Below are 22,431 nucleotides of genomic sequence, written 5' to 3'. Positions count from 1 at the left end.
ACTGTTCCGTACCACGCCCGAGGGGCGCCAACTCCCCCTCGTAGCATGCGGTTCCGCGCTGAACCGGCCCGGGGCCGACCCGGGCGGGCTTGTCCTCAAGCGCACTTGACGTCATACGTTCGCTGCATGGCCTGCACAGCGTGCAGGCCCCGCACCGAAACGCCAGGAGGGGACATCCCATGACGACCCAGATCTCCGACGCCGAACTCGCCGCCCGGCCCGCCGCGTACTGGACCGGCGTCGCGTACCAAGCGCTCATCGCGTACATCCGGGCCCAGCAGGCCGAAAAGGGCTACACCCAGCCCCAGTTCTGGCTGCTGCGCAACCTGTCGGCGAACGACATCTCCCCCGACGGCGAGGGGATGACCCTGACCGAGCTGCGGGGGGCCATGACCTCCTACATCCGCCCCGAGGACGATCTCGCGGCGGAGGCCGAGGTTCTTCTGGAGCGTGGCTGGCTGACCCGGGACGCCGAGCACCGGCTATGGCTGAGCGAGGAGGGGGAACAGGCGCGCGTCGGCCTCGCGCGCAACGCGCCCGCGATCCGCGCCGCCCTCCACGAGGGCATCGACGACGCGGACTACGTCACCACGGTGAAAGTGCTCCAGCGGCTGATCCGCAACGCGGGCGGGACGGTCGCCTGACAGACCCGGCCAGGGGTGGCGAAGTGCCGCAGCAGCGCCTGGTGCACCGCTCTCAGTCGGCGGCGGGCAGGCCCGCCGCCGTCAGCGCCTGCCGCAGTTCGGCCACGCTCGGGGCGCCGTCCGTGGTGCCGTCCGGGTGGCGGTAGAGGCGGCACGACACGCTCGCAGGGGTGCCCGGTCGCGCGAACGGATCGACGCCGGCGACCAGGATCGTCGGCGATCCGGTCATGCCCCGGCGGGCGGCCTCCGCCTCGTCCCGTACCTCGACCAGTTCCACCTCGGCCGTGCGTCCGGCCAGCGCGGCGGTGATGCGCCGGCGGGCGACCGGTCCGTTCGGGCAGTCCGGGACTGTCAGCACCGTGATCCGCTTCGTGATCCGCATCGTGTCGACCTCCCAGGCCGGAGCTTCTGCATCCGACGGTAGTCGCCGGCGTCCGCACACCGCGATGTGCCCCGCGACCTCACATTTCGAAGGGCCGCGTCGTCGGGCGGTGAAAGGCCCCGGGCCGCTGATCGAAAGAAGAGACGCCACCATGGAACCCGTGAACCTCTCCGTCATCTACTACAGCGCCACCGGCACCGTGCACGCCCTCGCGCGGGCCGTCGCCGAGGGCGCCGAGAAAGCCGGGGCGCGGGTACGGGTGCGGAAGGTCGCCGAGACCGCCCCGGCGGAGGCGATCGGCGCCAGGCCCGAGTGGGCGCGGCACCTACGGGACAGCGGCGATGTCGCCGAGGCCGGACACGACGATCTGTCGTGGGCCGACGCCGTACTGTTCGGGACTCCCACCCGCTTCGGCAGCCCGGCCAGTCAGCTCAGGGCGTTCATCGACACCACCGGCCCCCTGTGGTTCGCGGGCAGGCTCGCCGACAAGGTGTACTCGGGCTTCACCGCAAGCAATACGGCGCACGGCGGACAGGAGTCCACTTTGCTCGCGCTGGCGAACACGTTCTACCACTGGGGCGGCGTCATCGTGCCTCCCGGCTACACCGACCCCGTGCAGTTCAAGTCCGGTAATCCGTACGGGACTTCGCATGTGGTCGGCGACGGCGTGCCGGATGAGGTGGCGTTGCAGGCGGCCCGCTACCAGGCCCGCCGCGCCGTCGACGTCGCGGCGCTGCTCAAGGCGGGGCGGAGGACGCGGTGAGCGGGCGGACCGGTCCCGGGCTGGACGCCGTCATGGGCGAGCGGCGTCAGCTCATCAATGTCGCGTACCGGCTGCTCGGGTCGCTGGCCGATGCGGAGGATGTCGTTCAGGAGACGTACGCCCGTTGGTACGCCCTGTCTCCGGAGCGGCGGGGCGCCATCGAATCCCCCGGCGCCTGGCTGACCACCGTCGCCAGCCGTGTGTGTCTGGATCTGCTCGGCTCCGCGCGGGCGAGGCGCGAGAGTTACGTGGGGCAGTGGGTCCCGGAGCCGCTGCCCGACCGTACGGAGTGGCCGGGCGGGCGGCCGGGCGGCGGCAGCGCCGATCCGGTCGACCCTGCCGACCGGGTCACGCTGGACGAGTCGGTCGGCATGGCGTTCCTCGTCGTGCTGGACTCGATGACGCCGGCCGAACGCGTCGCGTTCATCCTGCACGACGTCTTCCGCTACCCCTTCGCCGAAGTGGCGGAGATCCTGGGGCGGAGCCCGGCGGCAAGTCGCCAACTGGCCACCTCGGCGCGTCGCCGTGTCCGCGCCTCGCGGGTTCCCGCCACCGCGGCGGGCCGCCGTGCGGAGGTCGTCAGGAACTTCAAGCGGGCCTGGCAGGCCAGGGACATCGACGCGCTCGTCGCTCTGCTCGACCCGGACGCCACGGCGATCGGCGACGGCGGCGGTCTGGTCAGCGCCACGCTCAGTCCGGTGGTAGGCGGTGCGGAGATCGCGCGCTTCCTCATCGAACTCACCGACCAGGTAACGGACTTGACCATCCTGGAGCGGTCGGTGAACGGCCAGCCGGGGCTGGTGACCCAACTGGACGGCGTCACGGCCGCGGTGCTCGCGTTCGATGTCGCGGGCGACCGGATCACCCACATCTGGAGCGTACGGAACCCTGAGAAGCTCAGATCGTGGACGACGGGCTGAGGGGGCGGGTTGTCAGTTGTGGGTGGAAGACTGCCCGGCATGATCGAACCGAATCCGAAAGCCGACCTTCTCCTGTATCTCCAGTCCGCTCGGGACACGCTGCTGTGGAAGCTCGACGGCCTGTCGGAGTACGACATCCGCCGCCCGCTGACGCCCACCGGGACCAATCTGCTGGGGCTGGTCAAGCATGTGGCCGTGGTGGAGTTCGGCTACTTCGGCGAGACGTTCGGGCGGCCGGTCTTCGACGCGGCCGACGCGGCCGACGTGCCCGCGTGGTACGGCGACGGCGCCGAGGCGAACGCCGACATGTGGGCCACGGCCGACGAGTCGCGCGACGAGATCGTGGGGCTGTATCACCGCGCGTGGGAGCACTCGGACAGCACCGTCGCCGCCCTGCCGCTCACCGCGGTCGGTCATGTCGCCTGGTGGCCGGAGGAGCGGCGGGAGGTGACGCTGCACCGCATCCTGATCCATGTGATCGCCGACACCACCCGGCACGCGGGCCACGCCGACATCGTGCGCGAACTTGTCGACGGGGCGGTCGGGATGCGCGAGGGCAACGACAACATGCCGCCGGGCGACCGGGTCTGGTGGGAGAGCTACCGCAGCCAACTGGAGGACGTGGCACGGGTCGCCGGCAACGGCTGATCGTGACACGGGCAGCGGCACGGGCACGGGCACGGATCGGGAGGGGAGGGGGCGCGGTGGGCGTCATCAGTGAATTGGTACGCGCCGAGTTGGACCGGCACGACTGGGACGCCCTGCGGTGCGGCTGCGGCGGCACCGCAGGGCACGTACCGACCATGTTCGAGGCGATCATCGAGGCCGGGACGCCCGGCGACATGGTGGGACACACCCTCGACAACCACCTCGAGGTCGGCACGAACCTCTTCGAGGTGTCCGTGCCCGCGGTCGGTGTGCTGCTCGCCGCGCTGGCCGGGGACCTGTCGCCCCTGGCACGGGCCGAGTTCATGATCACCCTGTGGCGCCTGGCGAGCGGTGAGTCCCACAGCACGGAGGTGGCCGCCGGGCGCGCGGGGCTCGGCGACGAGTGCCGGGCCGGGTGCCGTGAAGGGCTCTGGGTCGTCGGGCGGACCGGGCTCACGGGCAGCGCCGACGAGGCGGAAATGGCGGCGGACATCGTGGAGTTCATCGACCTGGACGAGGAGAGGTCCGCGTACTACCAACCGCTTCTCAGGGACCGTACGCGGACGAAGACCAAGCGCCGCCGGGCGGTATGAGGGCGGTATGAGGGCGGTACGGCGTACGACGGTACGGCGTACGAGACGGTTGACCGGCGCGGCCGTCAGACCTGGAGCAGGATCTGGGCCAGCTCGTGCGGCTGCGAGAACATCGGCCAGTGGCCCGTGTTCATCTCCACCAGCCGCCAGTGCTCGCTCTTGAGCAGCTCGGCCACCTCGGGGCTCGGCTCCGGCCAGTCCAGCAGGCATTTGATGTACGTCGCCGGGAGGTCGCCAAGTGGGCGCTCCAGCCTGGCCGGTTCGGTCAGGGTCGGGCCAGGGTGCGGCGTCGCGCCGGAGACGATGCGGGCGATCTGCTCGTCCGTGAGGCCCTGGCCGTCGAACTCCGCCGCCGGGAGGGGCGGCCAGAAGCCGCCGCTCTCGGCGATCGACGCCTCCACCGCCGCCCGGCCGTCCGGCCAGCCGGAGACGAACGACTCGCCGTCCGCCGGCACATTCGAGTCGACGAACACCACGCGGGACAGCCGATCACCGATGCGCTCGGCGGCCTGGCCGACCGGGATGCCCGAGTAACTGTGCCCGACCAGGACGACATCACGCAGGTCAAGGCGCTCGACGGCGTCCACGATGTCGCGCACATGCGTCTGCTGGTCGACGGGCGCGTCCCGCCGCTCATGCTGTCTGTCGGCGAGGCCCGAGAGCGTCAGCGCGTGGGCGTCGTGCCCGGCGGCGCGCAGGTCGGGCACCACGTCGTCCCACGCCCACGAGCCGAGCCACGCGCCTGCCACCAGTACGAATCGAGTCATGGCCAAAACGCTAGCGCAGGGGTCTGACATCGGCTCCGCCCAGCACGTCGCGTCCCAGCACGTAGCGTCGGATGCCTCCGAGACCTTCCGGAGGCATCCGACGCTGTTCGGCCGACTCTCAGCTCGCCGCGCGGTCGAGGGCGGCGATCTCGCGTACGGACTCGGCGACGGCCGCGAAGTCCTTCTTGAGGATCGCGTCGTGATTGCTGGCGACCTTCGCGCTGATCTTGAAGTTCGCGTTGCGTGCGACGACCGCGTCGAGGCTGGCGCGGATCACCTCCTGCTCGTCACCCTTGCTTCCGAGGGACGTCCCCGAGGCGACCACGTACCGCGCCGGGACGGTGATGTTGTCCAGTACGGGGGCCAACTCGCGCTCGCGGGCGAGCTTGCCGAGTTCGATGTTGCACTCCGCCATCTGTGCGGCGTTCATGCGCGGGGTCAGGCCGGTCGGGCGCAGCAGCGGCATGAACAGGTTCAACCGCCGGAAGGTCTTGCGGATCCGCTCCTCCATGGCGTCGTCCAGCCAGTCGTGCGGCTGTGCCCCCTCGACCATGACCGCCCCTAGGGCGCGGTCGGGATTGCGGCTGGCCCAGTGCGCCGCGACGAACGCTCCGTAGGACCAGCCCACCACCAGCGCCCGCTCCACGCCCCTGGCGGCGAGAACGGCGTCGACGTCCCGGACGGCGGCCTCGAAGGAGTAGTCCGCCGAGCGCTTCGACTTCTTGCCGCGGGCCCGCTCGTCGTAGGTGATGTGCCGCCACTGTGTGCCCAGTTCGGCGATGACCCGGCGCCAGTACCCCTGGGTGGCGAACTGGCCGTTGAGGTAGATCACGGGGATCCCCGGACCGCCGGTGTCGGTGACGGCGAGGGCCGTGTCGTCCACCGGGACCATGCCGCTCCATGGCGCATCGCTGTTCTTGTTTATGGGCACGGCTGGAGTTCCTTCTTTAGAAGCGGGGGTTGAGAGGCTGCGGGCGGTGATGTCGCCGTGGGCCGTTGTCGCGTGGATGGTCAGGGCGGCGGTGGCACCGTCGGCGCCGTCGGTGTTCTTCAGCGCGTTGTGGATCCGGCCGTAGGACGTACCGGCGTCCAGGGAGGCGGAGACTCCTCGGGCCGCGCCGACCGTGATGTCGCCGGACTCGGTGCGCAGGGTGACCGTGCCGCGTACCGCCTCGGTGATGCGCAGGTCGCCCTTCTGCGTGCTGATCTCGCCGGGCCCGTTCAGGCGGGCGACCGAGACGTCGCCGGACTGGAGGGTGAGGCGGGCGCTCTCGGCCTCGTCCAGTTCGACCGTGCCCTGCCCGCCTTCGAAGGTGACGTCGCCGAGCCGGCCGCTGCCCGTGAACCTGGCGCCGGCCGCCTTCGCCTTGACGTGGGAGCCCGCGGGCAGTTGGACGGTGACCTCGATGGACCCGGAAGGACCGAGGATCTGGTTCTCCGTCTCCGGGGACTTGATCCGCAGGACGCGGTCCGCGTCGTCGTAGGTGACCTCGGTCTGCTCCGCGGCCGTCACGTCGCGGCTCTTGGCGGCGTCGGTCGGCAGGATCTCGACCGTGGTGTCGGCCCGGTCTGCGGCGATGAACTGGATACGGCCGGCGGGGATGTCGAGGACGGCGGTCATGGGGGTGGAAATGTCGAACTTCTGCACGGTGGGCTCCTACTTCGGTGGTTGCCGGGGTGTCCGGCGAACGACAGCAACGCTAGGACGTTGCCACGATGTTGGCAAGTAGTTGCCACAAGAAATTGCCAGCATGCTCAGCGACTCGGCGAGTGGGCTGGCAAGAGATTGCCTGAGCGTAGGCAAGTGGGTTAAGGTCGGGCGTGACGCACCCCTCCGGACATCGGACGACGTCACCGCTACCCAGGAGTTCGGACATGATCGAGCAGCCAGTCTTCGGCCGCCGGCTCAGGCAACTGAGGACCGAGCGCGGCCTGACACTCGCCGCGCTCGCGGGCGAGGGCATGTCCGCGGGATATCTGTCCAGGCTGGAGTCCGGCGCGCGAGCGCCCACCGAGCGGGCCGTCGCGCATCTGGCCGACCAGTTGGGCATCAGCCCGGCCGAACTCACCGAAACCACGGCCGCCTCGCTCGCGCGGAGCCTGACGCTGGCCACCGGACTGGGCCGGGACGAAGCCGGCGCGATGCTCAGCGAGGCCCTGAAGGCATCGGGGGGCGAGGATCCGATGCTGAGGTGGCAGGCCCTCTGGCAGGTCTCCGAGTGGCGCCGCCAGCGGCAGGAGCACGCCGAACAGCGGGTGTGCCTCGACGAACTGGTCGCGCTCAGTACGGAGACCGGACTGCCCGAGCTGCGGGCCAGGGCACTGGCCGAACTGGCCCGCTCCATGCGGAGCACCGGTGAGATCACCGACGCCGTCGCCACCGCGACGCACGCCTACGAACTGACCCAGAGCGAGCAACTGCCCGCCCGCGTGCGGATCGCGGCCTTGCTGGCCCTCGTGGCGGCGCTGGGAGAGGCCGGGCGGATCCCCGACGCCGTGCGACACACCGACGAACTGCTCGCCGTGACGCAGGGGGACTCGGGACCCCTGCGGGCACAGGCTCTGTGGGCCGCGGCCACCACCCGCTCCCGACAAGGCGATCCCGATGCCGCGGCGGAACTGATGGACCAGGCGTGCCAAGGCTTCGACGGCCGGGACGATCTGACGATGTGGATGCGGGTGCGCATCAATTCGGCCCGCGCCGATCTCCTGACCGATCCGCCGAAGACGGAGCGCGCTCAGCGGCGCGTCGAAGAGGTCCAGGCCGCTCTGCCGTTCGCGGGCGCACCGGCCATCGAGCAGGAACTGCTGGCGGTGCGCGCCCGGATCGCCGTCATCGCCGGCCTCCCCGACCAGGCGCGCGCGGCGCTGGACCGGTTGGTCGGCTTCGACGACCGGCTGACGTATCAGGACCGGCTCAGGCTCGACGTACTGCGCAACCGTGTGCTGCTGCTGGAGGGCGAGCAGACCGCGGCCCTCGCCGGACTGCGGGAACTGGCCGAACAGGCCCAGCAGAGCGGCAGCATGGCCCTGGCGGCGGAGATCTGGCGGTTCGTCGCCGAAGCCCTGGCGAAATGAGCGCGCCCGGTACGCACCGGGGCCCTCGGTCCCGGTCCCTCCGGGCCGTCCTCAAGTAGCCGTACGGGGACGGGATAGCGTTCGTCGCGAGGCGAGTTCGCAGACGAGAGGCGCGTGCAGGCATGGGGAAGCGAAGACGGCGTACAGCGGTGCTGTCCGCGATCGTGGTCGTGGCGGTGGCAGTGGGCGGGTGCGGTAGTTCAGGGGCGGAGGATGACAAGTCCTCGGCGGGGAAAGGCACGAGCGATGTCGCGCGCATGTCGTCGGCGTTGAAGACCCTGAAGGGGTACGACACGGTCCATATGGACGGGCATTACATGTCGAGGGGTGGCGTGGGCCTCCAAGTGGACCGGAAGGGCAACTGCGTCGGCACCGTCGAGTACGGCGGACAGGGCATCGTCGAAGTGATCCACGTGGGCGGCGAGCGGCTGTGGTACCGGTACGACGACGCCACCCTGACGAGTTGGCGCAGGCTCGCCGAGCAGATCGGCCCGGACGCGGTCGCCCTGCACGACAAGGCCGCGAAGAAGGCCCGTGGAAAGTACATCGAGTCAGTGGCCGACGAGGTGACGAACGACCGGCTGCGCGGTCTGTGTGATCTGGACGAGGCGTTCGCCGAGGTGCCCGACTCGGTGGACAAGGTCAAGCCGCGCAACCCCGAGACGAAGGACGGCAAGCGGGTGGTGGGGCTGGTGCAGCAGCCGGAGGGTGACGAGGTGACCGTCTACGTGCCGGTGGAGGGAGATCCCGTCCCACTGCGCGTCGAGTTCGAGATCGACGACGAGCCCGTCGAACTCGACATCGTGGACGCCGGAAAGCCGGTGAAGGCCACGCCTCCCCCGGCCGACCAGACCGTGACATGGGCTGAAGTGCCCGGCCTGCTCCCGGAGATCCCCGAGCACATGCAGAGTCAGCAGGAGTAGCAGGAGTAGCAGGAGTAGCAGTACGAGTAGGAGCACCGTTGACCGTCGAACTGCGCGTCGATGCGACCCCCGCCGGGCGCCCCGCGCTCGTCCTGCGGCCCTGGGACATCGGTGACATCCAGCCGTTGATCGCCGCCTACCACGACCCGGTCCTACGGAAGTGGACTCGGCTGCCTGTCACGGGAGTTGAGGACGCCGCGCGGTGGCTGGAGATTCAGTGGGACGGGTGGCGCAGCGGGGAGCGGTTCAGTTTCGCCGTACTGGAAGAGGACCGGGGCCGGCTCGTCGGCAACGTCGCCGTCAAGCGCGGTGCGGCGCACGGCGATTGCGCCGAGGTCGGGTACTGGACCGCCGCCGAGGTACGCGGGCGGGGGATCGCGCCGCGTGCCCTGGAGGCCCTGACCGGCTGGGCGTTCGGCAGCCTCGACGGGGTCACGCGGCTCGAACTGCTCCACCAGATCGACAACGTGGCCTCGTGCCGGGTCGCGGAGAAGACCGGTTACGCGTACCGCCGGACCCTGGCCGCCCGGCCGCCGTTCCCCCTGGACGGGCACCAGCACGTACGCGAGGCTCCTCGCTAGGCCGCGTCGCGTCAGGACACCACCCGCGCGCCCGCCGCCGGTGCCGAAGTCGCCCTCGCCGTACGGCAGTTGCCCGACGCCAGCAGCGCCTGCGCCACCGTCGCCGCCGACTCCTCGTCCTTCGTCAGGAACGCGGTCGTCGGGCCCGAGCCCGACACCAGGGCCGCGAGCGCGCCCGCCGCCGTGCCCGTGGTGAGCGTCGTCGCCAGGGACGGGCGCAGGGACAGGGCCGCCGGCTGGAGGTCGTTGGTGAGGGTGGCCGCCAGGGCCGTCGCGTCGCCGGTGCGCAGGGCCGTGAGCAGCGCGGGGTCGGCGGCGGGGGGCGGGACCTCGGCCGTCGCGGTGAGGCGGTCGAACTCCGCGTACACCGCCGGGGTCGACAGTCCCCCGTCCGCGACGGCGAACACCCAGTGGAACGTGCCGCCGACCTCCAGCGGCGTCAGCCGCTCCCCGCGCCCGACGCCGAGCGCCGCGCCGCCCAGCAGGCTGAACGGCACGTCACTGCCCAACTCGGCGCAGATGGCGAGCAGTTCGGCTTGGGACGAGCCCAGCGACCAGAGCGCGTCGCAGGCGAGCAGCGCTCCCGCGCCGTCCGCGCTGCCGCCGGCCATGCCGCCCGCGACGGGGATGTCCTTGTCGATGTGGATATGGACGCGCGGCTCGATCCCGTGCCGTGCCGCGAGCGCGAGCGCCGCGCGTGCCGCGAGGTTCGTCGCGTCGAGCGGGACCTGGTGCGCGTCCGGGCCCGCGCAGGTGACGCGCAGTTCGTCGGCGGGGGTGACGGTGATCTCGTCGTAGAGGCCCACCGCCAGAAAGACGTTGGCGAGGTCGTGGAAACCGTCCGGGCGCGCCGCGCCCACCGCCAGTTGGACGTTGACCTTGGCCGGGACTCGTACCGTCACCGCGCCCCGGACACGTGCCTCGGTGTCACTCACGCGACCGCTCCCTTCGACTCCGCGATCCGTGCGAACTCCTCCACCGTCAGCGACTCCCCCCGCGCCTGCGGCGAGACCCCCGCCGCCACCAGCGCCGCCTCCGCCGCCGGGGCCGACCCGGCCCAGCCCGCGAGCGCCGCCCGCAGCGTCTTACGGCGCTGCGCGAACGCCGCGTCCACGACCGCGAACACCTCGGTCCGCGAGGCGGTGGTCGTCGGCGGCTCGGCGCGCCGGACGAGCGAGACGAGGCCCGAGTCGACGTTCGGCGCGGGCCAGAACACGTTGCGCCCGATGGCACCGGCCCGCTTGACCTGCGCGTACCAGTTGGCCTTCACGGACGGCACGCCGTACACCTTGTTGCCCGGCGCCGCCGCGAGCCGGTCCGCGACCTCCGCCTGGACCATGATCAGGGTGCGTTCGATCGTCGGGAAGTGCTCCAGCATATGGAGCAGGACGGGCACGGCGACGTTGTACGGAAGGTTCGCCACCAGCGCCGTGGGCGTCGGCCCCGGCAGCTCGCGTACCTGCATCGCGTCCGCGTGCACCAGCGAGAAGTGGTCCGCGCGGGCCGGCATCCGGGCCTCGATCGTGCGCGGCAGCGCGGCGGCGAGCGTGTCGTCGATCTCGACGGCCGTCACATGCTCGGCCGCCTCCAGCAGCGCGAGCGTCAGCGAGCCGAGCCCGGGGCCCACCTCCACGACCACGTCGTCGGGCCGTACGCCCGCGGTGCGGACGATCCGGCGCACGGTGTTGGCGTCGATGACGAAGTTCTGGCCGCGCTGCTTGGTGGGGCGTACGCCCAGGGCCGAGGCCAGCTCGCGGATGTCCGCGGGGCCGAGAAGGGCGCCGAGGGCGTCAGGGGCGCCGAAGGCGTCGCGTGCGTCGGGTGCATCGGGGGGCTCAGTGGTGCTCACCCGTGCAGCCTACGGCCGCAGTGCGGCCACGGACTCGCCCCCCTTTGCACATAGAGCTTCTTCGCCCGGTACGTCTGCTCGCCCGCCGACGCGTCCTGCGGGCGTCCGCTGCCGCCGAGCGCCTGCCAGGTGCCGGTGTCGAACTGATACAGCCCGCCGTACGTCCCCGAGGGGTCGACCGCGTCCGGCCGGCCGCCCGACTCGCAGGCGGCGAGCGCGGCCCAGTTGAGGCCGTCCGCGCCCGCGACGGAGGCCGGGCGCTGCTTCGTACCGACCCTGACGCGCTCGGTGACCGGTGCCCGGACGATCCTCTCGGCGACCTTGCGGGGCTTCTGCTTCACACCGTTGACCGCGCGCACGGCGTACGTGAGACGGCGCGTGCCCTGCTCGCCCTGGCGTGTGACGACCTCCGTGCCGGTGAAGATCGAAGCGTCCTGGACGCGTTCGGTGTCGTACGGGATTGCCTCGTCGCGCACGATCTCGCCTTCGGTGATACGCATCACGGTGATCGTCTGGCCGTCGCGCGGGAAGCTGTCGGGCCGTACCGAGGTGGTGTCCTCGCCGCGCAGGGCGAGCCCGGCGTCGGCCAGGGCGTCACGTACGGTCGCGGCGTTCGTACGGATGGTGTGCTCGCGCCCGTCCGCCATGAACGTCACGGTGCGCTCGGTCAGGACGCGCAGGGCCAGACCGCTGCGGGGGATCGCGGCGGAGCGCGAGACGGACAGGAGCGCGCCCTCCGCGCGTACGCCGAGCTGGCGCAGGGCGCCCTCGACGGTGTCGGCGGTCGTCCAGATCTGCCGGCGGCGGCCGTCGACGGTGAGCATGACGGGGCGGCCGTGGTGGACAACCACCGCGTCGCCGTTGGTGAGTTCGGCGCCCCGGCCGGGGGCGACGAGGTCGTGCTCACCGATCCGTACGCCTGCGTCGTCCAGGAGTTCGTCCACGTCGTCGGCGAAGGTGTGGAGCGTGCGCGGGGTGCCGTCGACGCTGAGCCTGACCTCCTTGTCGCTGGCGACGAACGCGGAGGTGCCGCCGGCCAGGACGGCGACGACGAGGGCCTGTGGGACGAGACGGCGGCGGGAGGTACCGCCGTGGTTGGCGTCGGCGTCGGCGTCGGCGGCCAGTGGTGGCTGTTGGTGCTGCTGGTGCGGGAGAGGCGCCGGGGTGGGGGCGAACCACGGCACGGTGGGCGCCGGTTCGGGCGGATACGGCCACGCCGCGGCGCGATGCCCGCCGCGTACCGCACGGTGACTGCCCTGCGCATTGCTCACGACGCTCGACGCTCCACAAGTCCGGTCCGGCCCCCGATGCCCGGCGGACACTAGCGGAGCGACGGTCACTCTCCAAAGCAACGCGACTACACAGGGTCGCTGTTCGAGTGGGCGTCCCTCCGCTTCGAACCGAACGGGACCGGCCGCGTCAGTACCCGAAGGCGCGCGCCGTGTTGGCCGAAATCGCCGTCGCCATCACGCCCTCGCCGATCCCGCGCACCTCGGCCATCGCGCGCACCGTGACCGGAATCAAATACGGCGCATTGGGCCGTCCGCGGTACGGAACGGGCGTCAGAAAAGGCGCATCCGTCTCGACCAGAACGAGTTCGAGTGGAGCGGCGCTCAACGCCTCGCGCAACGGGCGCGCGTTCTTGAACGTCATATTTCCCGCGAAGGACATGAAGTAGCCTGCGGCGGCACAGATTTCGGCCATTTCCGCGTCGCCCGAATAACAGTGGAAAACGGTCCGTTCCGGAGCGCCTTCGTCGGCGAGTACGCGCAACACGTCGGCGTGCGCCTCGCGATCGTGGATCACGAGTGCTTTTCCGTGCCGTTTGGCGATCTCGATATGCGCGCGGAACGAGCGTTCCTGCGCGGCCATGCCCTCGGGACCCGTACGGAAGAAGTCGAGCCCCGTCTCGCCGACGGCCTTCACCTGCCCGAGCGCGGCCAGCCGGTCGATCTCGGCGAGCGCGTCGTCCAGGGCCGCGTCACCGCCGGCCTCGCGCGCGCCCTGACGCGACCAGCCGTCGGGGTCGCCGTGCACGATGCGCGGCGCCTCGTTGGGATGCAGCGCGACCGCCGCGTGCACGCACTCGTGCGCGGCGGCGGTGTCGGCCGCCCAGCGGGACCCCTTCACGTCACAGCCCACCTGGACGACGGTCGGCACTCCTACGGAGGCCGCCTTGGCGAGCGCGTCCTCGACGGTGCCGCTCTGCATGTCCAGGTGGGTGTGTGAATCGGCGACCGGCACCCGCAGCGGTTCGGGGGCCGGCGGCGCTTCATCCGTACTGCTGTTGGCGCTTTTCCTGCTGCGGCTCGGGCTGGGGCTCATGGGCACGATCGTACGAGCCCCGCCGGAGCCAGGGGCGCGCGCTACTTGCGGTGGAAGGGGTGCAGAAGATCGGAGAGGTGCCAGTGGTGGTGCTCCGCCTTCGCCCGCGCGCCCTCGGCGACCGCCGCCACGGCCGCCCCGCCCGCCTCGTCCGTCACCGGCACGGGCTTGGCCGCCTTCGCCGCCTTCTCCGCTTTCGCCGTCTTCTGGGCCTTGTGAGCCTTCGGCTCCCTCGGCGCCCTGGGCGTCCAGGTGGGGTTCCACTGCTGGCTCATCAGGGCATGCACCGAGGACACCTGTCCCGAGCGCATGATGCGCACGACGTGGTGTCCGCAGTTGAGGCAGGTGGGACTCGACAGCGGTGAGGGCACCCGCAGTCCGTCCGCCTTGTAGACGACGTATTGCTGACCCGAACTGTCCGTGTGGTGTTCTATCTCGTACGCCTGCTCCCAGCCGTGACCGCATCGCATGCAGCAGAACGCATATGCCTCGTGGGCGACGGCGTTGCCCGTGATCTCACTCATGCCAGCTCCTCTCCACTCGATCCAGTGGACGCCTATTCGGGCGGGAGCGCATCAGCGCTGTCGATTAATGGCAGGCTCTTGGCCTCCTCATGCCGAAAGGGCCCGGCACACGGTCTGCGCTTTGCTTTTCAAGATAGTCCTTTACCCGCACCGGGGCTTTTCCGGGCGGCGTTCTTTGCCGCGACCACCGCGTCGAACACCTCGCGCTTGGGCACCCCCGCTTCCGCCGCCACCGCGGCGATGGCCTCCTTCCGCCGCTCCCCCGCCTCCTCCCGTGTCCACACGAGGCGCACCAGCTCATCGGGGTCCGTCACGGGCGCGCTCCGCGGGGCTCCCTCCACGACGACGGTGATCTCCCCGCGTACGCCTTCGGCCGCCCACACGGCGAGTTCACCGAGACCGCCGCGCTTCACCTCCTCGTACGTCTTCGTCAGCTCGCGGCACACGGCGGCCCGCCGCTCGGGGCCGAAGACCTCGGCCATCGCGGCGAGGGTGTCGTCCAGCCGGTGGGGCGCCTCGAAGTAGACGAGGGTGCGGCGCTCGTCGGCGACCTCGCGGAGCCTGCCCAGCCGCTCGCCCGCCTTGCGCGGCAGGAACCCCTCGAAGCAGAAGCGGTCGACGGGCAGACCGGAGAGCGCCAGCGCGGTCAGTACGGCGGACGGGCCCGGCACCGCGGTGACCTTGATGTCGCGTTCGACGGCGGCGGCGACGAGCCGGTAGCCGGGGTCGGAGACGGACGGCATGCCCGCGTCGGTCACCAGCAGCACGCGGGCGCCGCCGGCCAGCGCCTCGACGAGTTCGGGCGTACGGGCGCTTTCGTTGCCCTCGAAGTACGACACGACGCGGCCCGTCGTGTTTACGCCGAGCGCCTGGGTGAGCCTGCGCAGCCGCCGGGTGTCCTCGGCGGCGACGACGTCCGCGGTCGCCAGCTCGGAGGCGAGGCGGGGCGGGGCGTCGGAGGTGTCGCCGATGGGGGTCCCGGCGAGGACGAGAACGCCGGTCGGAACGCCGGTCGAAACGCCGGTCGGGGCTGCGGGGGCCGTTCCCCGGGAGGGCACAGTAGTCACGTACGCCATCCTCGCAGGGCGGCGCGGGGGTCCCGTCCCGCGCGGTCGGACGCCCGGTCGGGGGCCGCCTCCGGCCCCGTGTCCGCAGCGTGTGACCACGGCACACAGTGGCGTTCCCTACGATGGCGCGGTGACCAGTACTGCGCCAGAAGCCCTTCAGGGTCGGGACGCCGAGGAGATGCCGCCGTCGTGGCCCCAGCGGCTGCGGCGGTTCGGCTATGCGCCGAGACCCGTGATCGGGCTGCGCGAGCGGCTGGTCCCGCCGTACACGGAGCCGTCCGACCGGCTGTGGATCGTGCTCGGCGTGCGCCCCCTGCTCGCCGAGCGGCTGACCCGCTGGTCCGGGTGGCTCGGGCCGCTGCTGGTGGCGCTGGTCGCCGGGCTGATGCGGTTCTGGAATCTGGGCAAGCCCGATTCGGTGATATTCGACGAGACGTACTACGCGAAGGACTCGTGGGCGCTCGTCCAGCAGGGGTACGAGGCGAGCTGGCCCAAGGACGTCGACAAGCTGATCCTGGACGACCCCTCCCAGGTCCCGGTGCCGCTCGATCCCGGCTATGTGGTGCACCCGCCGGTGGGCAAGTGGGTCATCGGGCTCGGCGAGCTGATGTTCGGCTTCGACCCGTTCGGCTGGCGCTTCATGGTGGCGGTCCTCGGCACGCTCTCCGTACTGATGCTGTGCCGCATCGGCCGCCGGCTGTTCCGTTCGACGTTCCTGGGATGTCTGGCGGGCGGGCTGCTCGCCGTAGACGGACTGCACTTCGTGATGAGCCGCACGGCGCTGCTCGACCTGGTGCTGATGTTCTTCGTACTGGCCGCCTTCGGCTGTCTGCTGATCGACAGGGACTGGGCGAGACGGCGGTTCGCGGACGCGCTGCCGGTGGACGCGGAGGGGGTGCTGCGGCCGGTCGTCGCGGTCGCCGAGGGCCTGCGGCTGGGCTGGCGGCCGTGGCGGATCGCGGCCGGGGTGATGCTGGGGCTGGCCTTCGCGACGAAGTGGAACGGCCTCTACATCCTGGCCGTGTTCGGTCTGCTCACGGTCTTCTGGGACGTGGGCGCGCGGCGCACCGCCGGTGCCATAAACCCGTATCTCGCCGTGCTCAAGCGCGATCTGCTGCCCGCCTTCGTCTCCACGGTCCCCGTCGCGATCGGCACGTACATCGCCTCGTGGACCGGCTGGATCGTCACCGACAAGGGCTACTTCCGCGACTGGGCCGCCACCGAGGGCAAGGGCGGGATCTGGTCCTGGCTGCCGGACTGGCTGCGCAGTCTGTGGCACTACGAGAACGAGGTCTACAGCTTCCACGTCAATCTGACCTCCGGCCACACCTACCAGTCCAACCCCTGGAGCTGGATCGTCCTGGGCCGCCCGGTCTCGTACTTCTACGAGGACCCGAGGGGCGGTACGGAGGGCTGCACCGCCCCTCCGGGGGAGAAGTGCGCCCAGGAGGTCCTGGCGATCGGCACACCCCTGCTCTGGTGGGCGGCGTGCTTCGCGATCCTGTACGTCCTGTGGCGCTGGATCTTCCGCCGCGACTGGCGCGCGGGTGCCATCGCGTGCGCGATCGCGGCGGGCTGGGTGCCGTGGTTCTTCTACCAGGAACGCACGATCTTCCTCTTCTACGCGGTGGTCTTCGTGCCGTTCCTGTGCCTGGCGGTGTCCATGATGATCGGCGCGATGCTGGGCCCGGCGGGCTCGGACGAGAGACGCAGAACGATCGGCGCGGTGGGCGCGGGTGTGCTGGTGCTGCTGATCGTCTGGAACTTCATCTACTTCTGGCCGATCCTCACGGGGCAGACGATCCCCATCGACCAGTGGCAGGACCGGATGTGGCTCGACACCTGGGTGTAGGCCGTGTCTTCAAGGTCCTGCGAACGGCCCGTCCGACCCCCCTCGTCGCGGTCCGATAACGGGTCCTTCCCAGTTCACCCCCGTCCCGTAGAGTGCCGAAACGTTGCCCCTGGAACACGTTCACCATGGCGGAGGGGCACTCCTGGGGGAGGGGACTGCACTCATGCGCAGTGGCGCGAAGGTCGCCATCGTCGGCGGCGTGTTCGTCGTGATCGCCGGTGGGATCGGGTACGGGGCGTACAGCGTCGTGGCCGGCGACGGAGGCTCGGACTCGGACGTCGGGTCGAAGTCGGCGGAGGTGCGGACGGGGCCGCTCGGCGCGGACGAGGTCAAGGAGACCGCCGAGCAGTTCCTGACGGCGTGGGCCGAGGGCAAGGACCCCGGCCTCGCCGCCGAGTACACCAACAATCCGGCCGCCGCGAAGGTCGCCGTCGCCGGGTACGGCGAGCAGGCGCACATCACCGGCGCCGTGATCACTCCAGGAAAGGCGACGGGCGCGAAGGTGCCCTTCACCGTCAAGGCGACGGTGAAGTTCAAGGGGCTGAGCAAGCCCCTGTCGTACGCCTCCGAGCTGACCGTCGTCCGTGGGCTGACCACCGGGAAGCCGCTGGTCGACTGGGTGCCGACCGTCATTCATCCCAAGCTGACGAAGACCACGAGCCTGGTCACCGGCGAGGCGGCCACACCGCCGATCAAGGCGGTCGACCGTAACGGGACCGAGCTGACGGCCGAGAAGTATCCGTCGCTCGCGCCGATGCTCGACCAACTGCGGGACAAGTACGGCGAGAAGGCCGGCGGCACGTCCGGCGTCGAGATGTGGCTCCGGAGCGACGACGAGAACGCGCCCGCCACGACACTGCTGACGCTCTCCAAGGGCAAGTCCGGTGAGCTGCGGACGACGCTCGACGCGAAGGTGCAGGAGGCCGCCGAGCAGGCGGTGAAGAAGTACGACGAGGCGTCCGTGGCCGCCGTGAAGCCGAGCACCGGCGAGATCATCGCCGTCGCCAACAACCGCCAGGACGGCTTCAACGCGGCGATGCTCGGCAAGCAGGCGCCGGGGTCGACCATGAAGATCGTGACCGCGGCGATGCTGCTCGAGAAGGGGCTGGTGGGCGCGGAGAAGCCGGCCGAGTGCCCCAAGACGGTGCTCTACCAGGGCACTTCGTTCCACAATCTGGACCAGTTCGACATCCAGGGCGGCACGTTCACCCAGAGCTTCGCCCGCTCGTGCAACACCGCCTTCATCAAGCTGATCAACGAGGCGAAGGACGACCACGCGCTGCCCGCCGAGGCCCGGGAGGTCTTCGGCCTCGGGCTGAACTGGCAGACGGGCGTGGTGTCGGCGGACGGCACGGTGCCGGACTCCGAGGGGGGCGGAGCCGCCGCGCAGTACATAGGCCAGGGCACGGTCCAGATGAACGTGCTGAACCTCGCGTCGGTCACGGCCACCGCGAAGGACGGCACGTTCCGCCAGCCGGTCATCGTCCCGCGCGACCTCGACAACCGCCAACTGGCGGTCGCGGAGCGGCAGTTGCCGGGTGCGGTCGGCCAGCAACTGCGCGACATGATGCGGGCGACGGCCTCGTGGGGCACCGGCAAGGCGGCGATGGCCGCGCTCGGCGGTGACAAGGGCGCGAAGACGGGGTCCGCCGAGGTGGACGGGCAGGCCACGTCGAACAGTTGGTTCACCGGCTTCCAGGACGACCTGGCGGCGGCGGCCAGCGTCGAGGCGGGCGGGCACGGCGGTGACGCGGCGGGACCGGTGGTCGCGGCCGTACTCGCGGCGGGGTGAACGGGGGACACAGCCCGCCCCCATCGCCTTGGTCCAGGCAGAACGCATCCGCAGAGCGGGAGCGCGAGGGCTTTCGTGTCTCAGCGCCTGGTACTCAGCAGGGCCCGTTCGCAGACCTCCCGCGCTGCCGGGTTGGACCGATAGGGCTGAAGGCGGCGATTGATATGTGCAACGAAGCCGTCCACTGCCCCCGATTGAATTCCAGGGTGCTCTTCAAGCACCTGGCCCCATGTACTGCAAGCCAATTCCAAATGACCTAACTCTAGCTGCCTTTCCGCCAACATGGAGCGGAAGCGCAATTCGGTGACCCGAGAGTCGGTCGGTGCTCTCAACTGAAAGTGCACCTCAAGGGAATCGACACTACCGGCCACATCCCCCAACGAGTAGCGAACCTGCGCAGTATGGTACGCCAAAGTGGCTAGGGTGTAACCGCCCAATTGGGTCTTTCCACTCCCAGCCGCATCCATTGCTCTTTCCGCTTCTCCGATGCTGCGCAACGCGGCTGCACGATCACCCGAAAGAGCATAGCTATGCGCCTGCTGACCTGCCATGAAAGCACGCATGAGCGGTCCCGTCATTGGAGCTGCGGCAGCCGCCGCATTTGCTAGACGTGTGGCAGGAGCACTATGACCCAGGTCCGCAGCTTGGACCGACATACCCCGGAGCACATGGCAATACGTGAGGTAATCACTGCTCGCACCCGCCAATTCCAATGCCTTGGTGTAGTATCTCTGCGCCAAGCCGTGAAGTCCCTCATCCACTGCCATCCACCCCGTGATATAGCACAGGAATGCGGCGGCAGTCATCATCGCTTTGCGTACTTCTTCGGAGGCATCGGCACGAAGGTACGGAGCGGCGGTATTTGCTAAGAATGCCGCCGCCATCGGGCGAGAGGTTCGGCCGCCACGCTTGTTGTAGATGTCATTCAATTGGTCCGTCATCTCGGTGACCAGGTCGACTTCTGGCATCCCGATGCGCATCGTCGCACCGGACTGAACGGATTCCATTCTCCCTATGACATCCGGCCAGCCGGGGATTGCCAGCGCGACGGAGAACAGGCCCGCGCCGATGACGCTACGACGTCCAGGCAACATGTCTGCGGAGCCGAGGTCGATGAGCGCGTCTACAGTGCCGGTATCTCTGGACTCATCGACAGGCGGCGGGAACCCCGCTTCGGCATGGGTGATCGGTCGGCCCAACTTACGCGAAAGAGCTTCCAAGACCAGCGGGCGCGTCGATTCCTTGGGCATGTGCCCACTCAACCACTGGTGGGCCGAGGGTTGTTGGTACTTGGTCGGCGTCCCTCGCTCCGTACCGGTGCGATTGACCCGTTGCACGAGTTGGCGCAGCGTCCATCCTGTCTCGCGGTGCAATCGCGCCAGATGTTCGTTCGGTTCACGATCGGCCACAGATCGTCAACTCCTCACGCCACAAGGGATTTTAAGGGTTTTAAGCCCTGGCACCTCCTCAACGATACCGCCGTGCCTGACTGAGGGGTTCCCTAGAGCGACCAGGCCAACACGGCGGCCGTCGGGAAGGGGCAGCCGGGCCGGTGAACGGAAGCGGCGCGGGGACCGACTCCCCGCAGAGTTCAGGAAAGGAAGCACCATGACCGAACAACCCTCATTCGACTTCGTCGGCATGTCCATGTGCCGTCCCCGCTCCGGAGTGGAGAACTGCCCGGAGGTGGCGACCAACGTGCCGGGAATCGTCGCGTTCAGGGACAGCTCGGAGCCCGGAACCGTCGTTACGATGACGGTGGACTCGTGGTCGCTGTTCACCAGCGCCGTCAAGGCCGGGGAGTACGACATCACGGCATGACCTGAAAGGCCGGACATGCAGAAGTGCCCACTCTGTCAAGGAGCTTGCCTGACAGATCCGGAAACCCGGTGGGCTTACTGCCTGGTCTGCGATGAGCCCGTGGCACCCCCGCGGCCGGAGCCCTGCCCGGGGCCGCAGCCGTGGAGCGGAAGGGCGACACAGCTTCCGTACCAGCCACGGGAGCACTGAACGGGATCGGCGCCGGGCCCGCCCATCTGCCGAACTCCGGCCAGGTGGGCGGGTTACATCTGCGCGACATGATGCGGGCAACTGGTACTACTGAGTGCATGCATGAAGAGACCGAGACCGGGACCGCGCGGTCCGCGATCGATACGTTCATCGCCGCGTTCAACACCTCGGACGACAGTTATGTGGCCGGGCTGCTCTCCCAGGCCCTGACCTCGGACGTGGTCTTCTGGGGGCCGCTGGGCCGCAGTGAGGGAGTCGAGGCGGTCGAGCGGTTCGTGCTGGACATCCGGCGGCATCCGGCGGGGACCGGCTCGATGGTGCGCTGTTCGGCGGTGGACATGCCGGGTGAGTGGGCCCGGTACCAGTGGGTGTTCACCACGCCGGACGGCGGCCCGCGTCTGGCGGGGACGGACGTGGTCCATCTGCGGCGCAGCCTGATCGACCAGGTCATCGTCTTCGCCGGGGAGATCGAGCCGGACAGGGCTCAGCCCAGCGACGGCGCCCGGTAGGGGCGGAAGAACGCGCGCAGTTCGTCCGCGTACAGCTCGGGCTCCTCGAACGCCGCGAAGTGGCCGCCGCGCGCGGGCTCCGTCGCGCGGACGACGTTCGCCGTGCGTTCGAGCCACGCGCGCGGCGGGCGGACGACGTCGCCGGCGAAGATCGAGAAGCCGGACGGCACTTCGACCCGGCGGGTGAGCTGCGCGGGCGGGATCGCGGCGTTCGCGCCGTACATGCGCATCGACGATCCGATGGTCCCGGTGAGCCAGTAGAGCATGACGTTCGTCAGGATCTCGTCCTTCGTGAAGCTCCGCTCGATGTCGCCGTCGCAGTCGCTCCACGACCGCATCTTCTCCACGATCCACGCGGCGAGCCCGGCCGGTGAGTCGGTGAGCCCGAAGGCGGCGGTCTGCGGCTTCGTACGGTGCATGGCGCCGTACGCGCCCTCGCTCGCGCCCCATGCCGCGACCGACTCCAGCCAGGCGCGTTCCTCGGGCGCGAGGTCCGCCGGATCGCCGGTGAACAGGGGCACGCCCGCGTCGGTACGGTGGACGGCCACGACCCGGTCGGGATGGTCGAGGGCGAGATAGCGGCTCACATGGCTGCCGATGTCCCCGCCCGCCGCGCCGAACCGGGCGTAGCCGAGCAGTCCCATCAGCTCGGCCCAGAGACCGGCGACGTCGATGGAGTTGAGGGGCGGGCCGGTGGGGCGGTCGGAGTATCCGTAACCCGGCATGTCCGGCACGACCACGTCGAACGCGTCCGCCGGGTCGGCGCCGTGCGCGCCGGGGTCGGTGAGCAGCGGGACGACCTTCGAGTAGCGCCAGAACGAGTCCGGCCAGCCGTGGCTGAGCACCAGCGGCAGCACGGACCCGGTGGGTGCGACGGCCCGCGCGTGGACGAAGTGGATCCCGAGGCCGAGACCGAGGCCGGGACCGAGACCGAGACCGAGGCCGCCGAGCGCGACGCGGAAGCGGGGAAGCCGGGCGAGGGCGGCCTCCTGGGCCGGCCAGTCGAAGCCGTTCGCCCAGTGGTCGACCAGCTCGCGGTGGTAGGCGAGATCGGTCCCGAGCGACCACCCGGCGCCCTGCGGCACATCCGGCCAGCGCGTCGCGCGCAGCCGCGCGCGGAGGTCTTCGAGCACGTCGGGATCGGTCCGCGCGGTGAACGGCTCGGGGTGGGGCGGGGCTTCCGGCATGAGGCGCATCCTACGGA

22 protein-coding genes and 2 pseudogenes are annotated in these 22,431 nt (G+C 70.3%); 12 read left to right on the top strand and 12 right to left on the bottom strand.

Going from position 1 to position 22,431, the window contains the following annotated elements; all coding sequences use genetic code 11:
* Window positions 1–179 precede the first annotated feature (179 nt).
* Window positions 180–644 (top strand): MarR family transcriptional regulator, encoded by a 465-nt coding sequence (locus OG329_RS25920; RefSeq protein ID WP_405798486.1) that lies wholly within the window; start codon window positions 180–182, stop codon window positions 642–644.
* A gap of 52 nt (window positions 645–696) precedes the next feature.
* Here the strand turns inward: OG329_RS25920 and OG329_RS25915 are convergent, their stop codons facing one another.
* Window positions 697–1,026: an alkylmercury lyase gene (locus OG329_RS25915; RefSeq protein ID WP_405798485.1), complete on the bottom strand. Its 330-nt coding sequence runs from the start codon at window positions 1,024–1,026 to the stop codon at window positions 697–699.
* A 151-nt stretch (window positions 1,027–1,177) separates the two neighbouring features.
* Between OG329_RS25915 and wrbA the strand changes: the two genes are divergently transcribed.
* From wrbA to OG329_RS25895, 4 genes are read left to right on the top strand one after another with little or no spacing between them, the layout of a single operon-like run.
* Window positions 1,178–1,789 (top strand): NAD(P)H:quinone oxidoreductase, encoded by a 612-nt coding sequence (gene wrbA / locus OG329_RS25910; protein ID WP_405798483.1) that lies wholly within the window; start codon window positions 1,178–1,180, stop codon window positions 1,787–1,789.
* Between the two features lie 32 nt (window positions 1,790–1,821).
* On the top strand, window positions 1,822–2,709 hold the full coding sequence (gene sigJ / locus OG329_RS25905) for an RNA polymerase sigma factor SigJ (RefSeq protein ID WP_405802013.1): 888 nt from the start codon (window positions 1,822–1,824) through the stop codon (window positions 2,707–2,709).
* 39 nt (window positions 2,710–2,748) lie between these two features.
* Window positions 2,749–3,357: a DinB family protein gene (locus OG329_RS25900; RefSeq protein ID WP_405798481.1), complete on the top strand. Its 609-nt coding sequence runs from the start codon at window positions 2,749–2,751 to the stop codon at window positions 3,355–3,357.
* A gap of 56 nt (window positions 3,358–3,413) precedes the next feature.
* Entirely contained in the window at window positions 3,414–3,950 is a 537-nt protein-coding gene (locus tag OG329_RS25895; protein WP_405798480.1) for a hypothetical protein, read from the top strand.
* Between the two features lie 65 nt (window positions 3,951–4,015).
* Here the strand turns inward: OG329_RS25895 and OG329_RS25890 are convergent, their stop codons facing one another.
* The 3 genes and pseudogenes from OG329_RS25890 to OG329_RS25880 all read right to left on the bottom strand — a co-directional run.
* On the bottom strand, window positions 4,016–4,717 hold the full coding sequence (locus OG329_RS25890; protein ID WP_405798478.1) for an alpha/beta fold hydrolase: 702 nt from the start codon (window positions 4,715–4,717) through the stop codon (window positions 4,016–4,018).
* Between the two features lie 118 nt (window positions 4,718–4,835).
* Window positions 4,836–5,540: pseudogene (locus OG329_RS25885) on the bottom strand (alpha/beta fold hydrolase); the annotation flags it as partial.
* Window positions 5,541–5,681: 141 nt separating this feature from the next.
* Window positions 5,682–6,365, bottom strand: a pseudogene (locus tag OG329_RS25880) (DUF4097 family beta strand repeat-containing protein); the annotation flags it as partial.
* A 227-nt stretch (window positions 6,366–6,592) separates the two neighbouring features.
* On the opposite strand from OG329_RS25880, the gene OG329_RS25875 reads away from it, so the two are divergent.
* From OG329_RS25875 to OG329_RS25865, 3 genes are all read left to right on the top strand, one after another.
* Window positions 6,593–7,795, top strand: coding sequence for a helix-turn-helix domain-containing protein (locus OG329_RS25875; RefSeq protein ID WP_405798476.1), 1,203 nt, complete (start codon window positions 6,593–6,595; stop codon window positions 7,793–7,795).
* A gap of 122 nt (window positions 7,796–7,917) precedes the next feature.
* Window positions 7,918–8,718 carry a hypothetical protein gene (locus OG329_RS25870; protein ID WP_405798474.1) on the top strand — a complete coding sequence of 267 codons (801 nt, stop codon included), beginning with the start codon at window positions 7,918–7,920 and terminating at the stop codon, window positions 8,716–8,718.
* A 38-nt stretch (window positions 8,719–8,756) separates the two neighbouring features.
* Complete coding sequence (locus OG329_RS25865) at window positions 8,757–9,299, top strand: GNAT family N-acetyltransferase (RefSeq protein WP_405798472.1); 543 nt, start codon at window positions 8,757–8,759, stop codon at window positions 9,297–9,299.
* Window positions 9,300–9,310: 11 nt separating this feature from the next.
* Here OG329_RS25865 and OG329_RS25860 read toward each other — a convergent pair whose 3' ends face one another.
* The 6 genes from OG329_RS25860 to rsmI form a co-directional block, all read right to left on the bottom strand.
* Entirely contained in the window at window positions 9,311–10,234 is a 924-nt protein-coding gene (locus OG329_RS25860; RefSeq protein WP_405798471.1) for a 4-(cytidine 5'-diphospho)-2-C-methyl-D-erythritol kinase, read from the bottom strand.
* The gene (gene rsmA, locus OG329_RS25855; RefSeq protein WP_405802012.1) at window positions 10,231–11,058 is read right to left on the bottom strand and encodes a 16S rRNA (adenine(1518)-N(6)/adenine(1519)-N(6))-dimethyltransferase RsmA; all 828 of its coding nucleotides are present in this window, start codon (window positions 11,056–11,058) and stop codon (window positions 10,231–10,233) included. The genes OG329_RS25860 and rsmA overlap by 4 nt, the downstream gene beginning before the upstream one ends.
* A gap of 86 nt (window positions 11,059–11,144) precedes the next feature.
* Window positions 11,145–12,272 carry a ubiquitin-like domain-containing protein gene (locus tag OG329_RS25850; protein WP_405802010.1) on the bottom strand — a complete coding sequence of 376 codons (1,128 nt, stop codon included), beginning with the start codon at window positions 12,270–12,272 and terminating at the stop codon, window positions 11,145–11,147.
* A 295-nt stretch (window positions 12,273–12,567) separates the two neighbouring features.
* Entirely contained in the window at window positions 12,568–13,473 is a 906-nt protein-coding gene (locus OG329_RS25845; RefSeq protein WP_405798469.1) for a TatD family hydrolase, read from the bottom strand.
* 41 nt (window positions 13,474–13,514) lie between these two features.
* The gene (locus tag OG329_RS25840; RefSeq protein WP_405798467.1) at window positions 13,515–13,997 is read right to left on the bottom strand and encodes a hypothetical protein; all 483 of its coding nucleotides are present in this window, start codon (window positions 13,995–13,997) and stop codon (window positions 13,515–13,517) included.
* 128 nt (window positions 13,998–14,125) lie between these two features.
* A complete protein-coding gene (gene rsmI / locus OG329_RS25835; RefSeq protein ID WP_405802009.1) occupies window positions 14,126–15,055 on the bottom strand; it encodes a 16S rRNA (cytidine(1402)-2'-O)-methyltransferase in 930 nt (309 codons plus the stop codon).
* 139 nt (window positions 15,056–15,194) lie between these two features.
* Here rsmI and OG329_RS25830 point away from each other — a divergent pair, with 139 nt between their 5' ends.
* Window positions 15,195–16,916 (top strand): dolichyl-phosphate-mannose--protein mannosyltransferase, encoded by a 1,722-nt coding sequence (locus OG329_RS25830; RefSeq protein WP_405798465.1) that lies wholly within the window; start codon window positions 15,195–15,197, stop codon window positions 16,914–16,916.
* Between the two features lie 163 nt (window positions 16,917–17,079).
* A complete protein-coding gene (locus tag OG329_RS25825; RefSeq protein WP_405798464.1) occupies window positions 17,080–18,708 on the top strand; it encodes a penicillin-binding transpeptidase domain-containing protein in 1,629 nt (542 codons plus the stop codon).
* Window positions 18,709–18,788: 80 nt separating this feature from the next.
* On the opposite strand, the gene OG329_RS25820 is transcribed toward OG329_RS25825, so the two are convergent.
* The gene (locus tag OG329_RS25820) at window positions 18,789–20,117 is read right to left on the bottom strand and encodes a tetratricopeptide repeat protein (RefSeq protein WP_405798463.1); all 1,329 of its coding nucleotides are present in this window, start codon (window positions 20,115–20,117) and stop codon (window positions 18,789–18,791) included.
* A 199-nt stretch (window positions 20,118–20,316) separates the two neighbouring features.
* On the opposite strand from OG329_RS25820, the gene OG329_RS25815 reads away from it, so the two are divergent.
* Entirely contained in the window at window positions 20,317–20,529 is a 213-nt protein-coding gene (locus OG329_RS25815) for a DUF397 domain-containing protein (RefSeq protein WP_405798462.1), read from the top strand.
* Between the two features lie 287 nt (window positions 20,530–20,816).
* The gene (locus OG329_RS25810; protein WP_405798460.1) at window positions 20,817–21,227 is read left to right on the top strand and encodes a nuclear transport factor 2 family protein; all 411 of its coding nucleotides are present in this window, start codon (window positions 20,817–20,819) and stop codon (window positions 21,225–21,227) included.
* On the opposite strand, the gene OG329_RS25805 is transcribed toward OG329_RS25810, so the two are convergent.
* Window positions 21,203–22,414, bottom strand: a complete 1,212-nt coding sequence (locus tag OG329_RS25805) for an epoxide hydrolase family protein (protein ID WP_405798458.1) — start codon at window positions 22,412–22,414, stop codon at window positions 21,203–21,205. The two genes, OG329_RS25810 and OG329_RS25805, sit on opposite strands and share 25 nt — an antisense overlap.
* Window positions 22,415–22,431: the final 17 nt, after the last annotated feature.

The organism is Streptomyces sp. NBC_01506 (assembly GCF_045040295.1).
Taxonomy (GTDB): Bacteria; Actinomycetota; Actinomycetes; order Streptomycetales; family Streptomycetaceae; genus Streptomyces.
Note: the sequence above shows the minus strand (reverse complement) of the source record. Positions and strands in the feature narration are given on the sequence as shown.

What these genes read in the sequence shown, in the direction of transcription:
- wrbA (WP_405798483.1), top strand. Translation starts at nt 1,178, where the DNA reads ATGGAACCCGTGAACCTCTCCGTCATCTACTACAGCGCCACCGGCACC.
- OG329_RS25920 (WP_405798486.1), top strand. Translation starts at nt 180, where the DNA reads ATGACGACCCAGATCTCCGACGCCGAACTCGCCGCCCGGCCCGCCGCG.
- OG329_RS25900 (WP_405798481.1), top strand. Translation starts at nt 2,749, where the DNA reads ATGATCGAACCGAATCCGAAAGCCGACCTTCTCCTGTATCTCCAGTCC.
- OG329_RS25825 (WP_405798464.1), top strand. Translation starts at nt 17,080, where the DNA reads ATGCGCAGTGGCGCGAAGGTCGCCATCGTCGGCGGCGTGTTCGTCGTG.
- OG329_RS25815 (WP_405798462.1), top strand. Translation starts at nt 20,317, where the DNA reads ATGACCGAACAACCCTCATTCGACTTCGTCGGCATGTCCATGTGCCGT.
- OG329_RS25915 (WP_405798485.1), bottom strand. Translation starts at nt 1,026, where the DNA reads ATGCGGATCACGAAGCGGATCACGGTGCTGACAGTCCCGGACTGCCCG.
- OG329_RS25805 (WP_405798458.1), bottom strand. Translation starts at nt 22,414, where the DNA reads ATGCCGGAAGCCCCGCCCCACCCCGAGCCGTTCACCGCGCGGACCGAT.
- OG329_RS25840 (WP_405798467.1), bottom strand. Translation starts at nt 13,997, where the DNA reads ATGAGTGAGATCACGGGCAACGCCGTCGCCCACGAGGCATATGCGTTC.
- OG329_RS25810 (WP_405798460.1), top strand. Translation starts at nt 20,817, where the DNA reads ATGCATGAAGAGACCGAGACCGGGACCGCGCGGTCCGCGATCGATACG.
- OG329_RS25870 (WP_405798474.1), top strand. Translation starts at nt 7,918, where the DNA reads ATGGGGAAGCGAAGACGGCGTACAGCGGTGCTGTCCGCGATCGTGGTC.
- OG329_RS25875 (WP_405798476.1), top strand. Translation starts at nt 6,593, where the DNA reads ATGATCGAGCAGCCAGTCTTCGGCCGCCGGCTCAGGCAACTGAGGACC.
- OG329_RS25890 (WP_405798478.1), bottom strand. Translation starts at nt 4,717, where the DNA reads ATGACTCGATTCGTACTGGTGGCAGGCGCGTGGCTCGGCTCGTGGGCG.
- sigJ (WP_405802013.1), top strand. Translation starts at nt 1,822, where the DNA reads ATGGGCGAGCGGCGTCAGCTCATCAATGTCGCGTACCGGCTGCTCGGG.
- OG329_RS25845 (WP_405798469.1), bottom strand. Translation starts at nt 13,473, where the DNA reads ATGAGCCCCAGCCCGAGCCGCAGCAGGAAAAGCGCCAACAGCAGTACG.